The sequence below is a fragment of the Microbacterium sp. LjRoot45 genome, from assembly GCF_964253325.1.
Taxonomy (GTDB): domain Bacteria; phylum Actinomycetota; class Actinomycetes; order Actinomycetales; family Microbacteriaceae; genus Microbacterium.
In genome coordinates this window covers 1,353,539-1,366,956 of the sequence record NZ_CAXUQM020000001.1, presented here as the reverse complement: position 1 = coordinate 1,366,956, position 13,418 = coordinate 1,353,539, and the positions used below count along the sequence as shown (strand labels likewise).

The 13,418-nt window shown below is 69.6% G+C and carries 15 protein-coding genes; 11 read left to right on the top strand and 4 right to left on the bottom strand.

What is annotated here, in order from left to right; all coding sequences use genetic code 11:
• The first annotated feature begins 73 nt into the window (after positions 1 to 73).
• The 3 genes from ACSQ18_RS06470 to ACSQ18_RS06460 all read left to right on the top strand — a co-directional run bounded on the left by ACSQ18_RS06470 (position 74) and on the right by ACSQ18_RS06460 (position 2,325).
• On the top strand, positions 74 to 1,135 hold the full coding sequence (locus tag ACSQ18_RS06470) for an LLM class flavin-dependent oxidoreductase (RefSeq protein WP_436036312.1): 1,062 nt from the start codon (positions 74 to 76) through the stop codon (positions 1,133 to 1,135).
• Positions 1,136 to 1,205: 70 nt separating this feature from the next.
• Complete coding sequence (locus ACSQ18_RS06465; protein ID WP_436036310.1) at positions 1,206 to 1,964, top strand: SGNH/GDSL hydrolase family protein; 759 nt, start codon at positions 1,206 to 1,208, stop codon at positions 1,962 to 1,964.
• A 103-nt stretch (positions 1,965 to 2,067) separates the two neighbouring features.
• Positions 2,068 to 2,325, top strand: coding sequence for a DUF6458 family protein (locus tag ACSQ18_RS06460; protein ID WP_301039945.1), 258 nt, complete (start codon positions 2,068 to 2,070; stop codon positions 2,323 to 2,325).
• Positions 2,326 to 2,349: 24 nt separating this feature from the next.
• Here the strand turns inward: ACSQ18_RS06460 and ACSQ18_RS06455 are convergent, their stop codons facing one another.
• Positions 2,350 to 3,672 (bottom strand): MFS transporter, encoded by a 1,323-nt coding sequence (locus tag ACSQ18_RS06455; protein ID WP_436036308.1) that lies wholly within the window; start codon positions 3,670 to 3,672, stop codon positions 2,350 to 2,352.
• A gap of 51 nt (positions 3,673 to 3,723) precedes the next feature.
• Here ACSQ18_RS06455 and ACSQ18_RS06450 point away from each other — a divergent pair, with 51 nt between their 5' ends.
• The 3 genes from ACSQ18_RS06450 to ACSQ18_RS06440 all read left to right on the top strand — a co-directional run bounded on the left by ACSQ18_RS06450 (position 3,724) and on the right by ACSQ18_RS06440 (position 6,254).
• Positions 3,724 to 4,452 carry a formylglycine-generating enzyme family protein gene (locus tag ACSQ18_RS06450; protein WP_436038392.1) on the top strand — a complete coding sequence of 243 codons (729 nt, stop codon included), beginning with the start codon at positions 3,724 to 3,726 and terminating at the stop codon, positions 4,450 to 4,452.
• A gap of 141 nt (positions 4,453 to 4,593) precedes the next feature.
• Positions 4,594 to 5,016, top strand: a complete 423-nt coding sequence (locus tag ACSQ18_RS06445; RefSeq protein ID WP_301039942.1) for a YciI family protein — start codon at positions 4,594 to 4,596, stop codon at positions 5,014 to 5,016.
• The gene (locus ACSQ18_RS06440; RefSeq protein WP_436036307.1) at positions 5,016 to 6,254 is read left to right on the top strand and encodes an RNA polymerase sigma factor; all 1,239 of its coding nucleotides are present in this window, start codon (positions 5,016 to 5,018) and stop codon (positions 6,252 to 6,254) included. Before ACSQ18_RS06445 ends, ACSQ18_RS06440 begins: the two co-directional genes overlap by 1 nt.
• Here ACSQ18_RS06440 and ACSQ18_RS06435 read toward each other — a convergent pair.
• Positions 6,251 to 6,874, bottom strand: a complete 624-nt coding sequence (locus ACSQ18_RS06435) for a GNAT family N-acetyltransferase (RefSeq protein WP_436036306.1) — start codon at positions 6,872 to 6,874, stop codon at positions 6,251 to 6,253. The genes ACSQ18_RS06440 and ACSQ18_RS06435 overlap by 4 nt on opposite strands.
• Before the next feature lie 65 nt (positions 6,875 to 6,939).
• Between ACSQ18_RS06435 and ACSQ18_RS06430 the strand changes: the two genes are divergently transcribed.
• Genes ACSQ18_RS06430 through ACSQ18_RS06420 form a run of 3 tightly spaced genes read left to right on the top strand, consistent with a single transcriptional unit; the run spans position 6,940 to position 8,904 of the window.
• Positions 6,940 to 7,290 carry an ArsR/SmtB family transcription factor gene (locus ACSQ18_RS06430; protein ID WP_436036304.1) on the top strand — a complete coding sequence of 117 codons (351 nt, stop codon included), beginning with the start codon at positions 6,940 to 6,942 and terminating at the stop codon, positions 7,288 to 7,290.
• On the top strand, positions 7,277 to 8,185 hold the full coding sequence (locus ACSQ18_RS06425) for an SRPBCC family protein (RefSeq protein WP_436036303.1): 909 nt from the start codon (positions 7,277 to 7,279) through the stop codon (positions 8,183 to 8,185). The genes ACSQ18_RS06430 and ACSQ18_RS06425 overlap by 14 nt, the downstream gene beginning before the upstream one ends.
• Positions 8,182 to 8,904, top strand: a complete 723-nt coding sequence (locus ACSQ18_RS06420) for a hypothetical protein (RefSeq protein WP_436036302.1) — start codon at positions 8,182 to 8,184, stop codon at positions 8,902 to 8,904. Before ACSQ18_RS06425 ends, ACSQ18_RS06420 begins: the two co-directional genes overlap by 4 nt.
• 28 nt (positions 8,905 to 8,932) lie before the next feature.
• Here ACSQ18_RS06420 and ACSQ18_RS06415 read toward each other — a convergent pair whose 3' ends face one another.
• Positions 8,933 to 9,589 (bottom strand): VOC family protein, encoded by a 657-nt coding sequence (locus ACSQ18_RS06415; protein WP_436036301.1) that lies wholly within the window; start codon positions 9,587 to 9,589, stop codon positions 8,933 to 8,935.
• Between the two features lie 163 nt (positions 9,590 to 9,752).
• Here ACSQ18_RS06415 and ACSQ18_RS06410 point away from each other — a divergent pair, with 163 nt between their 5' ends.
• Positions 9,753 to 10,676, top strand: coding sequence for an AEC family transporter (locus ACSQ18_RS06410; protein WP_436036300.1), 924 nt, complete (start codon positions 9,753 to 9,755; stop codon positions 10,674 to 10,676).
• 115 nt (positions 10,677 to 10,791) lie between these two features.
• Positions 10,792 to 11,343, top strand: coding sequence for an HdeD family acid-resistance protein (locus tag ACSQ18_RS06405; protein WP_436036299.1), 552 nt, complete (start codon positions 10,792 to 10,794; stop codon positions 11,341 to 11,343).
• 88 nt (positions 11,344 to 11,431) lie between these two features.
• Here ACSQ18_RS06405 and ACSQ18_RS06400 read toward each other — a convergent pair whose 3' ends face one another.
• A complete protein-coding gene (locus tag ACSQ18_RS06400; protein WP_436036298.1) occupies positions 11,432 to 13,417 on the bottom strand; it encodes a S9 family peptidase in 1,986 nt (661 codons plus the stop codon).
• Position 13,418 lies beyond the last annotated feature (1 nt).

The window sequence follows — 13,418 nt, the reverse complement described above, 5'->3', positions numbered from 1 at the left end:
ACGCGGGCGGGAATGCCGCGTCTTCCTTCCCTGTTCCATTCACCGGAATAGAACATCGGCAGAGGAGACCCCCATGGACGCGGTGCATCAGGTGCAGCTCGGACTCGACACGTTCGGCGACGTCACCGTCGACGACGACGGCGCGCGCGTCACCGACGCGCAGGCCATTCGCGACACGGTCGACCAGGCCGTCCTCGCCGACCAGGTGGGTCTCCACTTCTTCGGCGTGGGGGAGCACCACCGTCACGAGTTCGCCGTCTCGAGCCCGGAGATCGTCTTGGCCGCAGCGGCGGCCCGCACCCGCGACATCCGCCTCGGAACGGCCGTGACGGTGCTCTCCAGCGACGACCCCGTGCGCGTGTACGAGCGCTTCGCGACCCTGGATGCCGTGTCCGGTGGCCGCGCCGAGGTGATCCTGGGGCGCGGGTCGTTCATCGAGTCCTTCCCGCTGTTCGGCTACGACCTGTCGGACTACGAGGTGCTCTTCGAGGAGAAGCTCGAGTTGTTCGCGAGGCTCCGCGAAGAGAAGCCGGTGACGTGGCAGGGCACGACGCGCGCCGCACTGCGCGACGCCGACGTGTACCCGAAGACCGAGAACGGGTTCACGGCGTGGGTCGGTGTCGGCGGCTCGCCCGAGTCGGTCGTGCGCACCGCCCGCTACGGCTACGGCTTGATGCTCGCCATCATCGGCGGCGCGCCGGCGCGCTTCCGTCCGTACGTCGACCTGTTCCACCGGTCGCTCGACTCGTTCGGCCGTGACCGTCTGCCCATCGGCATCCACTCGCCGGGCCACATCGCCGACACCGACGAGCAGGCCTGGGAGGAGCTGTACCCGGCGATGGAAGCCAACCGCAACGCGATCGGCGCGGAGCGCGGGTGGCCTCCCTACAGCCGGCTCCAGTTCCAGCACGATGTGGGGCCGGAAGGCTCCGTGTACGCCGGCTCGCCCGAGCGGGTCGCGCGGAAGATCGCCGACACCGTGCGGACGCTCGGGGCGGACCGCTTCGACCTCAAATACTCCAACGGCACGCTCTCGCACACGCGCATGATGCGCTCGATCGAGCTCTACGGCAGCGTCGTGATGCCGCGGGTGGCCGAGCTCCTCCACGACGACGCGGAGGCTCCGCGTCCGTAGCCCTGCGGTCGCGGGGGGGGCGCTCCCGACACGCGCCGAGGCGCGGTCGCCGGACCATAGAGTGGATGCCATGGCATCCGTCCGTTTCGTCGCGATCGGCGACTCGTTCACTGAGGGCGTCGGAGACGAACGGGCCGACGGCAACGTCCGGGGCTGGGCAGATCTCGTCGCGCGGGGATGGGCGGACTCGCGCGGGGAGAGCGTGCATTACGCCAACCTCGCGATCCGCGGCAAGCTGGTGTGGCCGATCGTCCGCGAGCAACTCGAGCGCGCGCTCGCCCTGGAGCCCACACACCTGTCGTTCAACGGCGGCGGCAACGACATGCTGCGTCCCCGCACGTCGGTCTCGCACATCGCCGACGCCTTCAGCCACGTCCTCCGTCGGTGCGATGAACAGGGCGTCCGCCTCATCCTGCTGTCGGGAGCGAACCCGTCCGGTCAGCTTCCCCTCGGTCGCGTCGTCCAGCGGCGCGGCGACCTCATGTCCGCCGCGGTGGTCCGGCGCGTGGCGGATCGACCCGACGTCGTCCGCGCGCTCAACTGGCCGGACCGCGAGCTCTCCGACCCTTCCTACTGGTCGGAAGATCGCCTGCACATGAACAGCCGCGGTCATCACCGAGTCGCTGCACGGGTGCTGGACGCTCTCGGCGAGCGCGTTCCCGAGGGATGGTGGTCGCTGCCGCCCCTTCCCGACGCGGTGCGCCTGGCGCGTGGCGACTACATGCGGGATCACCTCGGGCCGTGGGTGCGCCGCCGTCTCACGGGAACATCGTCCGGCGACGGAAGAGAGGCGAAATACGGCACCTGGACGGAGATCTCGCCGTCCTGAGCCGGGGCCGCCTACCCACGTCGCAGGGTGCCGTGTCAAGGGGTTCCTTCCGCGCCCGCTGCAGAGGACCATGGCATCACCACCAGCTGATCGGAGTGTGCACATGAGTATCGGAGCAGGCATCGCTCTCTTCGTCATCGGCGCGATCCTCGCGTTCGCCGTGAACGTCGATGTCGAGTACGTCGACCTCGACCTCATCGGTTACATCCTCATGGGTGCCGGTGCCGTCGTCTTCGTGATCGGACTGGTCCTCGTCGCGCGGCGGCGCTCGACCGAGTCGGTCACCCGGACGGTCGACCCCGTCGCCGGAGAGCGCGTGACCCACACGGAGTCCCGCACGTCGGGCGACCAGACCATCTGAGTCGCACGCCGCGCCGCCGCATCCTCACCGGGTGCGGCGGCGCGGCTCTTCCATGCCGAGGTGGATGCGCGTCCGGCGCCGCTCGACGATGATGAACGCCGAGCCCAGCAGCCACAGCGGGACCTGGGTGAGGAACGCGAGGCGGAACGCGTCGAGCGTGTAGGTCGCGGGCGTTCCGGCCCCCTGCAGGTCCAGCGCGAGGCCGATCATGAGGATGGCGAGAAGCGCCGCGAGGAAGCCGCCCGCGTTGGTCACGCCTGTGGCGGTGCTCAGCCGGTGGGCGGGGTTGTGGGTGCGTGCGTGGTCGAAGGCGATCATCGAGGCGGGACCACCCATCGCCAGCGCGACGGCGAGCGCGATGAGCAACCAGATCGGCGCGGGGCCGGGCCAGACGATCACGGCGACCCAGGCCACGAGCTGTACGCCGATCGAGGGGAGCACCAGCACCCGCGAGCGCAGGTGGGGGATGCGTCGCGACAGATCGCCCATGACGGGACCGACGACCATACCCACCACGACGTAGGTCGAGATGATCGCGGATGCCGTCGCCTTGCTGAGTCCTTCGCCAGCGGTCAGGAACGGCATGCCCCACAGCAGAATGAAGGCCGTTCCTGCGAACGGTGAGGTGAAGTGCGACCAGAAGGCGAGGCGGGTGCCGGGGTGCGACCAGGCCGCGCGAATGCCGACGCCGGTGTCGACCGCGGAGGTGACGACGCGGATGGCGCCCGTGTCGGTGTCGACGGCCACGTCCGAGGCGAGTTCGGGCGGCCGGTTGCGGATGAGAAGCACCACGAGGAGCGTGAAGAGCGCGCCGAGTCCTGCGATGCTCCCGAAGGCGATCGTCCACGACGTGGCGTGCAGCAGGGCGGCGAGGGGGATGAGCGCCACGAGCTGACCCGACTGACCGACGATGCCCGTCAGCTGGACCATGAGCGGCGCCCGCTGCGCGGGGAACCAGAGCGCGATCAGTCGGAGCACGCCGGGGAAGATCGCGGCGTCGCCGGCGCCGAGGAGCACTCGCGCCAGGATGGCGACGCCGACGCTGGGGGAGAGGGCCATCGTCAACTGCCCGATCGCCATGAGGATCATCCCCACCGTCATGACGGGCCTCGCGCCGTAGCGATCGAGGAGCACGCCGATGGGGATCTGCATGCCCCCGTACATCGCGAGCTGCACGACAGCGAAGAGGGAGAGGGTCGCGGCGTCCGCCTGGAAGCGCTCCGCGGCATCCACTCCCACGGCAGCGAGCGAGGTGCGGTTGGTGATCGCGAGCACGTAGGCCGCGACGCCGACCGTCCAGATGATCCACGCCCGGGCACTCGGCGCGCTGGCGGCGGAGACTGTCATGACAGCGTCCACGTTACCGAGCGCTAGAGTGCGTCGGTGACCGACATCGAGATGAGGGCGATCGCCGGCGGGCGGGTCGAACTGCACGACGCGCGTCGGAAGATGCGACGTGCGGTCGACCTGGAGCCCTTCGAGATCGGTGTGTTCCCGCTCACCGAAGAGGTCCATGCAGAACTCCTCGGCGAGACCGCACGGCATCCGCGGCGCCCCGCAGCGGACATCTCCTGGTTGCGTGCCGTGCGGCTGTGCAACGCGGCATCCGAGTGGGAGGGCCTGGACCCGGCGTACACGTTCGACGGGGAGGATGTCACGTGGCACGTCGACAGCGACGGGTTCCGCCTGCCGACGGAGGCGGAGTGGGAGTTCGCGTGCCGGGCAGGCTCGACGGGACCGCACTACGGGCCGCTCGCCGACGTCGCGTGGACCGCGGCAGACGGCGTGACGAGCCCTCAGGACGTCGGCGGCAAGCACCCCAACCTCCACGGGCTCTTCGACACGCTCGGCAACGTGTGGGAATGGTGCTGGGACCTGCTCGACCCCGCCCGGTACGGCGACTATCGCGTCTTCCGCGGCGGGGGCTTCGCCGACGACGCCTGGAGTGTGCGCGCGTCCACCCGGCGCGGGGGAGCGCCCCGCATGCATCACGAAGACGTCGGCGTGCGGTTGGCGCGCGGCGGCTTCGACTCCCCGGCCGCGGCCCAGGGTTGGTCGACCGCCGCGGACCGAGAGCGGGCGGATGCCGACGGGCCGTTGCCATCGGGGTGGACGCCGCTGCGCTGACCTGCGCTGACCTGCGCTGACCTAGGGTGGGCTCGATGTCGCCTCGCCGAAAAATCTCGGCCGACGTGTCGATTTCGTCGATTCTCGTTCGACGTCATAGTGAGAGGGTGCCGCGGGCACCCGGATGAAGGAGACGAACAGATGAAGCACATGCTGATCATGCGGACCACGGCCGAAGCGCTGGAGGCATCGAAGGAACTCGACTTCGAGGCGGTCATCAACGCGATGGGCGCCTACAACGAGTCGCTCATCAAGGCGGGAGTGCTCGCCGGCGGAGACGGGCTCGCCCCCGAGGCCGGCTACCTGGTGACGTTCTCGGCGGATGAGCCGCCGCTCGTGTCGGACGGCCCGTACGGTGAAGTGCACGAGCTCTTCAACGGCTTCTGGATCCTCGACACGGCGACGGCGGAGGAGGCGATCGAGTGGGCGAAGCGGTGCCCCCTGGGCCCCGGGAACACGCTGGAGGTCCGGCGGATCACCGACGAGTCCGATTTCGCCGACTTCGCTGACAACGAGTTCGTTCAGAAGGAGGCCGGCTGGCGCGAGCAGCTCGGCACCGTCTGATGCCGCTCGACGTCACGCGGACCGTCGAGGCGGTCTGGCGGATCGAGGGTCCCCGCATCGTCGCGACACTCGCGAAGATGACGGGCGACCTCGGCCAGGCGGAGGACGTCGCCCAGGAAGCGCTCGCGGAGGCTCTGACGTCCTGGCCGGAGTCCGGGATACCCGCGAACGCGGGCGCCTGGCTCACGGCGACGGCCAAACGCCGCGCCATCGACGCGTGGCGTCGGCGCGAGCGCCGCGACGATCGCTACCGGCTCATCGCGCACGAGCTGTCGGAGTCGGCGGAAGACACGTGGGAGCCGATCGACGACGACCTGCTGAGGCTCGTCTTCACGGCGTGCCATCCGGCGCTGTCACGGGAGTCGCAGGTCGCGCTCACCCTCCGCGTCGTCGGCGGTCTCACCACGACCGAGATCGCCCGGATGCTGCTTGTCCCCGTCGCGACCGTGCAGGCACGGATCACGCGAGCGAAGAAGACCCTGTCGGCGGCCGGTGTCGCCTTCGAGACACCGGAACCGTCGGAATGGCGAGCGCGGCTCGACGGCGTGCTCGGCGTCGTGTACCTGATCTTCACCGAGGGCTACGCAGCGACGGCGGGGGAGCGGTGGATGCGCCCGGAGCTCGCCGACGAGTCCCTGCGGCTCGGACGGGTGCTGTGCGGGCTCGTCCCGCGAGAGCCGGAGCCCGCGGCGCTGGTAGCTCTCATGGAATTCCAGCGCGCCCGGTTCGCCTCCCGCGAGGACGCCGCCGGCCGCCCGGTGCTGCTCGCCGATCAGGACCGAACGATGTGGGACCGCCGCCAGATCACGCGCGGACGAGAAGCGCTGCGGCGAGCGGACCTCCTCGCATCCGGTCGGGGGCGGGGGACGTACGCGCTGCAGGCCGCCATCGCCGAGTGTCACAGTGCGGCATCGCACGTCGACGACACCGACTGGGAGACGATCGTCGTGCTCTACGAGGCGCTCGGACGGATCGCGCCGAGCCCGATCGTCGAACTCAACCGCGCCGTCGCCGTGTCGATGGCGACCGGTCCCGCCACCGCGCTACGGATCGTCGACGATCTGGCTCGGCGCGGAGAGCTCCGGGGCTCACCGCTGCTGCCGAGCGTGCGCGGCGAGCTCCTGGCACGGCTCGGGCGCGCCACGGAGGCGCGGGAGGAGTTCTCGCACGCCATCGCCCTGACCGCCAACGACGCGCAACGCCGAGTGCTCGAAGAGAAGGCGGCAGCACTGGGCTAGCTCGCGTCGTGCTCGACCCTCACATACTCCGAGCCCGATCGCGTGCGTTCGACGAGTCCGTGGTCGACCAGATACCGCCGCAGCACGGCGACATCGCCCGCGGGGGCGTACGGCTCCAGCCGCGCGTTCACCGCGGCCTCATCGAGCACCACACCGTGCGGCAGGGCCCGCGCCGCGACCCACGTCAGAAGAGCCTGCCGGTCAGCGCTGCGCAGCGGGTAGCGGTCGATCCGTCCGTCGCGGTCGAGGAAGCGGGCGATATCGTCGGCGGCGGCCCGGGCGCGCGGGGCGGGGCGGCTCCACCGACGGCCGGAACCGCCGGCATCCCCGGGCGTGAACCCCAGCCGGCGCGCGAGGGCCGCAGTAGCCTCGTCGCCCGCGTCCACCTCGGCGACGTAGCGCACGTCGTGGCCCCACGGCGCGGAGCCGAGCAGGCGGCCGACCGCGGCGCGCGCGATCCCGCGGCGCCGGGCAGACTCGTCCACCTCGACGAACAGCTCCACGTCGCCGCCTCGCACCGTCCCGCGCAGCACGCCGACATCGATGCCGTCGACGCGAAGCGTCCACGTCGTCGTGTCGACGTGGGGGATCAGTTCGAGATGGATCCGGGCAGACGGCATCCCGTCATTCTGCCCTTCCGAGCACCCTGCTTGGCAATATCACTGTCGCCTGATATAAATGCATCGTGAACTCATTCGACCTCTTCGGCGATCCGGTGCGGCGGCGCATCGTCGAGATCCTCGCCGTCGCCGACCGCACCTCGGGCGAGATCAGTCGGGCCATCGGCTCGGAGTTCGGCATCTCACAGCCCGCCGTCTCGAACCAGTTGCGTGTGCTGCGCGACGGGGGAGTCGCCGAGGCGCGCCCCGACGGCGCCCGGCGCCTGTACGCGCTGCGCCCCGAAGCCCTCGACGAGGCCGCGGCCTGGGTCGCGCAGCAGCAGGCCCGATGGACGCACCGGCTCGACGCCCTCGACACCGAGCTGCGACGCGGAGTCGCACACTCCGAGAGCGAGGCGCAGGATGACCATGCGTGACCTGGTGCTTCGGAGCCTGACAGGCTCGTCGCACGAGCCGATCGTGACGATCGTGCGGCGCTACGCCGCGACTCCCGACGATGTGTGGTCGGCACTCACCGACAGCTCCCGCCTCGCCCGCTGGCTCGGCGACGTGGAACGGGATGCCGATGACCCCACCCTCGTGCGCATCCGCTTCGCAGATGACCCCGATACGCGCGCTGCGCTGCGCATCGAGCACTGTGCTCCCGTCGATTCCCTCGCCGTGTCCTGGACTTGGGCGAACGAGGCCCCGAGTCGCGTGCGGGTCGACCTCCGGCGTGACGGCGACGGCACGATTCTCACCCTCGAACACCGCCTCGGCGAGGCCGATCACATCGCGGACTACGGCGACGGATGGGAGTCGCACCTGCGCGCATTGGCCGAGCTCCACGGGGGAGCGGGCGATGGTGAGGACGTTGCCGCACCGTGGGCCCAGCTCGCGCAGCGTCCGCTCCACCTGGAGATCGCGCTGTCGTCGCCGGTCACGGAGGTATGGGCCTCTCTCACGCAGCCCGAGCGGCTGCGCACCTGGTGGTGGAACCACTGGGACGACGTCGAGATCACGGCCGACGCCCGCCCGGGTGGCGCCTACCGGTTCGCGGCGGGAGCGGCAGGCATCGCCGTGGCGGGGCACTATCTTGCCGTCGAGGCCCCGCACCGCCTGTCGTTCACCTGGCGGTGGACCGACGCCGACGGCGAGAGCCGCGACGAGGCATGCGACATCGAGCTCCGCGAAATCGCCGCCGGGTGCGTCCTGACCCTGCGGCACACGGGCCCGTGGACGGACGACGGCCCTGTCGAGTCGTATCGACAGGGGTGGGAGTTCGTCTTCGCGGCACTGCGCGTGAGCCTTGGAGAGAGCGGCGCGCGATGAGGTTCGATCACGCGAACGGCGAACGCTACGAGGATGCCGGGGGAGGCCGCGTCATCCACTCGGCTCCAGGGTTCCCGGGTTTCCCGCCTCGCCTTGCCGTTGAACTCTTCGAGCGGGCGCGTCTCCTGACCGGTCGCGAGCGCGTCGGCCTGTGGGATCCGATGTGCGGCGCGGGCGGCATCCCCACCGCCGTCGCGTTGCTGCGACCCGAGAGACTGCAGCGGGTGCTGGCGAGCGACGTCGATCCCGCCGCCGTCACACTCGCCGCGAAGAACCTCGCGCTGGTGACGCCCACCGGGCTCGCGGAACGGCGACGCGAGCTGGCCGACCGCGGCGCCGACGACGATCGCCTGGCCGCGATCGATCGACTGCTCGATGTTCCCGGGCGCTCCTCCGCACCCCGCACCGACGCGGTGGAGGCCGATGTCACGGATGCCGGTTCACTGGCACGGCTCGACCTCGACGGCATCCATGTGGCGCTCTGCGACCTGCCCTACGGCACGCAGACCGCGTGGTCGACGTCGACGCCCGGCCGGGCTCCGGCGGCGGTCGCTCTCGATGCTCTCGAGCGCGTGCTGCCTCCGGGCGCCGTCGTCGTGCTCGTCACGACGGAACGCGACGATCTGCGGCCGCTGCAGAACGCGACGCGGTCGTTCAAGCACGGCCACCGGCACATTCGGATGTATCGCCTCGGTGACGCCGCACGGGATGCGGACTGAGCAGGGGAGAGGTTTCGCCGTGACGTTCTCACGAGCCCTGCGAAGGCCTCGCGCCATCCGGCCACGCCGCGAGGCACACCTTGTTGCCCGCGCGATCGGCGAGGATCCACGCACTCGGCGCCTCACTGTCGTCGACGATCCGTCCGCCGGCGGCGACAGCGGCCTCCAGCCGCGCCGCGATGTGCTCACGGGGGAGTGACACGTCGAGGTGCATGGCATGACGCAACGGCTTGCCGGGGTCGAGTTCCTGCATCCACACCGTCGACCCCTGGCCCAGCGGATCGAGGCCGTTGTCGTCGTGCAGGGCCGCGTAGCCGAGCACAGCCCGCCAGAACGGCAGATCGATCGCGTCGGGCTGAGCAGCGATGGCGACCTGGACCTCCTGCACCGACGACGGGTCGGCGACCGCCCCGTGTGCGCGTGCCACGTCGGAGATCGCGTGAGCGACGGCGATGTGCTCCGGCTTGGTGCCCCACATCTCGCGGGTGAGTTTTACCGTGAGGTGGTCGGACGTCGCCGAAAGCAGCGTGCGGTCGCCGAGTCCCGGCACCTCGGCGATCGCTGCGGCGAGCCGCGCAGCTTCGGCCAGTGAGCCGACGCGGAACACCGCGGACGGGCCGCCATGGAGAATGACCCAGTCCTTCGGGTCGTCGTCGAGAAACGCGCGCCAGCCGTCTTCGCTCATGCGCGACACCCTACGCCCGTGCCGCGCTCGCACGCAGCGAGGGGAGACCGGAGGGGGGCCGCTTCCACCGGCTCCACTCGGCGAGTTGACATAATGTGCATTATCGGAGAATGAACGATGGAGATGGCACCGGCGGAGTTCCCGGCGGCTCTAGGCTCGAAGGATGCTGGAGGCGCTCACGGGTTTCGTCGTTATCGGCGTCGCCATCTTCGTGGGATGGCTCCTCGGGCGCATCGATCTGCTCGGGCCTCACGCGCGTCACGTACTCGGACGGCTCGTGTTCTTCGTCCTCTCGCCGTTCCTGCTCTTCGTCGTGCTCTCGCAGGCCGACGTCCACACGCTCTTCTCCGCCATGCTGCCGGTCTCGGCGATCGCCGCCGTCGCGATCTTCGTCGTCTTCGGTCTGGTGGCTCGGCTGTGGTGGCGCCGAAGCATCGGTGAGAGCCTCATCGGCGCACTGTCGGCGGGACAGGTCAACTCCAACAACATCGGCATCCCGCTGTCGCTGTATCTCCTCGGCAGCGCGGCGTATCCGGCGCCGGTAATCCTGCTGCAGCTCGTGGTGTTCACGCCGATCGCGATGGCGGTGTTCGAAGCCGTCTCCACGGGTCAGCGCCGCGTGATCCCGATCGTCCGGCGCACCGTGAGCAACCCGCTCGTCGTCGGTTCGGTGCTCGGAATGCTCGTTTCGCTTTCGGGCTGGTCGCCGCCCCCGATGATCATCGAACCCGCCACGCTCATCGCCAACGCGTGCGTGCCGGTGATGCTGATCTCCTACGGCATCTCCCTGCACGGCCGGCGTGTGCTCGGAACTCGCGGCCGGCGCCGCGACGTCCTGGTCGCCTCCGCGCTCAAGCTGCTCGTGATGCCCGTGATCGCCTGGGCAGTAGCGGCTTACGTCTTCCGCCTCTCCCCCGCTGACGTTCTCGTCGTCACCGTGTTGGCCGCTCTCCCCACGGCTCAGAATGTCTTCAACTACGCCCAGCGGTTCGACATCGGCGAGCCGATTGCTCGTGACACGGTGTTCCTCACCACGATCGGCTGCGTTCCCGTACTGCTGCTGATCACGGTTCTCCTCGGAACGTGACGCTTCGTTTGCGGGATGTGTAACCGGTTCCGCGCGCATACCCGCGCGACGGCCCTGATGGGGCTATCCTGGCGCTGATCCCACTCAGGGAACTCCCAGAAAGGGGTACTCACTCATGTCAACTGACGTTCCGCTTGCGAAGTCCGAGGTCAACAGCATCCGCACGACACTCGGTCTCGCCGGACTCCTCACGCTCGTCGCCGGCATCCTGATCCTCGTCTGGCCCGGCCAGACCGCCGTCGTCGTGACGTGGATCCTCGCCATCTACATCATCGCCGCCGGCCTCGTCTACGCCGGCTTGGGCATCTTCAGCAAGACGAAGGGCGGATGGGCTCGTGTCGGCCATATCGCCCTCGGCCTGCTCTTCATCATCACCGGAATCATCACGTTCTCGAACCTCACCGCCACGACGGTCTGGCTCGCGGTCTTCGTCTCCGTCTTCATCGGGATCAGCTGGATCGTCGAGGGCATCGTCTCGCTCTCCACGCTCGGCGACTCGAAGTCGAAGGCCTGGACCGTCTTCTTCGCGATCGTGAGCGTCATCGCCGGCCTCTATCTGCTGTTCTCCCCGCTGTGGGGAGCCGTCGTCCTGTGGTGGCTGCTGGGCATCATGCTCATCGCCATGGGCGTCCTGAACCTCGTCCGTGCGTTCACGTTCGGCAAGTAGTGAGCTGACGCCGACCGACTCTGACGTCGACACGAAGAGGGCCCCGGGATGCGATCCCGGGGCCCTCTTCGTGTCCCATGCCTGAAACTCAGACGGTGGGCAGGTAGCGCTGCCACCAGTCGAGGACCGCGGCGAACCGCTCTCGGCGATGGCGCGGCTGGCCCGATCGCGTCAGCTCGTGATCCTCCCCCGGGAAGATCAGCATCTCGGCATCCGTTCCCTGCCGTTTCAGCGCCGCGTAGTAGCGGGTGGCCTGCTCGAGCGGGCAGCGGAAATCGAGCTCCGAGTGCAGCACGAGCGTCGGAGTCGTCACCTGAGCGACAACGGCCATGGGGCTCTGCGCGGCCATCGCCTCCGGATCGACGCCCACGTACTCGTCGCCGAAGAACGATCCGATGTCGCTCGTGCCCTGGAAGGACGCCGGGTCGAGGAAACCGCGCTCGACGATCGCGCCGGCGAAGCGGTGGTCGTGCGCGATAACCCAGGCCGTGAGGTAGCCGCCGTAGGAACCTCCCATGATGCCGACGCGCGCGGCATCCAAACGGGGGTCGGCTTCGAGTGCGGCATCGAGGAAGTCGATGACGTCGTGGAAGTCGACGGTACCCATGCGCTGGCGGATGCTGCGGCCGTGCTCGCGTCCGTATCCCGCACTGCCCCGCGGATTCGAATAGACGACGGCATACCCAGCGTCCACGAGAACCTGCGTCTCGTCGAACGCATGGATGCCGTAAGAGGCATACGGTCCGCCGTGGATCTGCAGAATGACGGGGAACGGCCCGTCGCCCTCCGGGACGGCTACCCAACCATGCACCGGGTATCCGTCACGACCAGGGATTTCCTTCTCCACTGGCATGACGATCCCGGCGTCTTGCAGAACCTTACCGAAGTGCGTGAGCGGCCCGGCATCCGCGAGGAACAGCTCTCCGGCGGACTCCGGCGTGGCCACGGATGCCACGATCCGCTCGCCCGTACCGCTGGCGGCATGACCGGACACCTCGACGTCACCGCCGATGACCACCGACATCTCTCCCTGACGCGTCACCCTAAGCAGTTCGACGCGACCCCGCGTACGGTTCTGCACGAGGAAGTCGGTACCGGCGGCGCCGATGTGGGACCCGACCTCTCCCAGGTCGATCGTCTCGGGGTCGGTGAGTCGACGCGGTCCGTCGTCCTCGACCAGCCACAGGGCATCACCGGGAGCAATGAAGTCGACTCCGCTCTCCCCCATGTCGGCGGCGGTCATGGCGATGACGCCATCGGGCGCGACGAAGACATCGTCGATCGCCAGGCCGCGGTCGGCTGCCACGACCTCTCGCTGGCCGCTCCCATCCGTCCGAACCGCCACGAGGCGCGAGCGCAGGTCGCGCCGATCGTGCTCGATCTCGTCGGGCACCGTGAGCACCTCGGAACCGTCGCCCGTGAAGACGACACCCGAGTAGGAGGCATCCCCCGCGGTGAGCTGACGCGCCCCGGCGACGACGACGCGCTTCGTGGGCGCCTCGGCACCTTCCGGCAGCACGGCCGGTGCGGGCTCATAGAACGGTTCGGCGTCGGTGGCGGGCACCGCGACCACGAAGACGTGCGCGGGGCGATCAGCCAGGTAGCCGAGCCCGTTGGCGTGCCAGCGGATGCCGGTGATCCGCCGCGGGGATTCCGCCGCCGAATCGAGGCCCTCCACGCTGCCGTACCGACCGGCTTCGACGACGCGCGAGGTATAGGCGAAAGCGTCGCCGTTGGGCGACCACGCGAAGCTCCCCACGCCGCCGGGGGCATCCGTCGCCTGGACGGCTTCCCCGCCCTGCGAGGCGATGACGTGGATCTGAGCCTTCCCGCGCGCGTCGGCGCGGAGGAACGCAACCGCCTGCCCGTCGGGCGAGATCTGCGGAGCCGAGTCGGCCACGCCGCGGGTCAATCGTCGCGGTGCCCCCTCGGGCAGGTCGATTCGCCAGAGCTGACCGACGTTGCGGTTGGCGGGAGTGTCGGGTCGCGATGTGGCGAACACAGCGAACGCGCCGTCGGTGGAGATGGACGGCCGGCCGACGCTGATGAGTGCATCGATGTGGTCGGCGCGCATC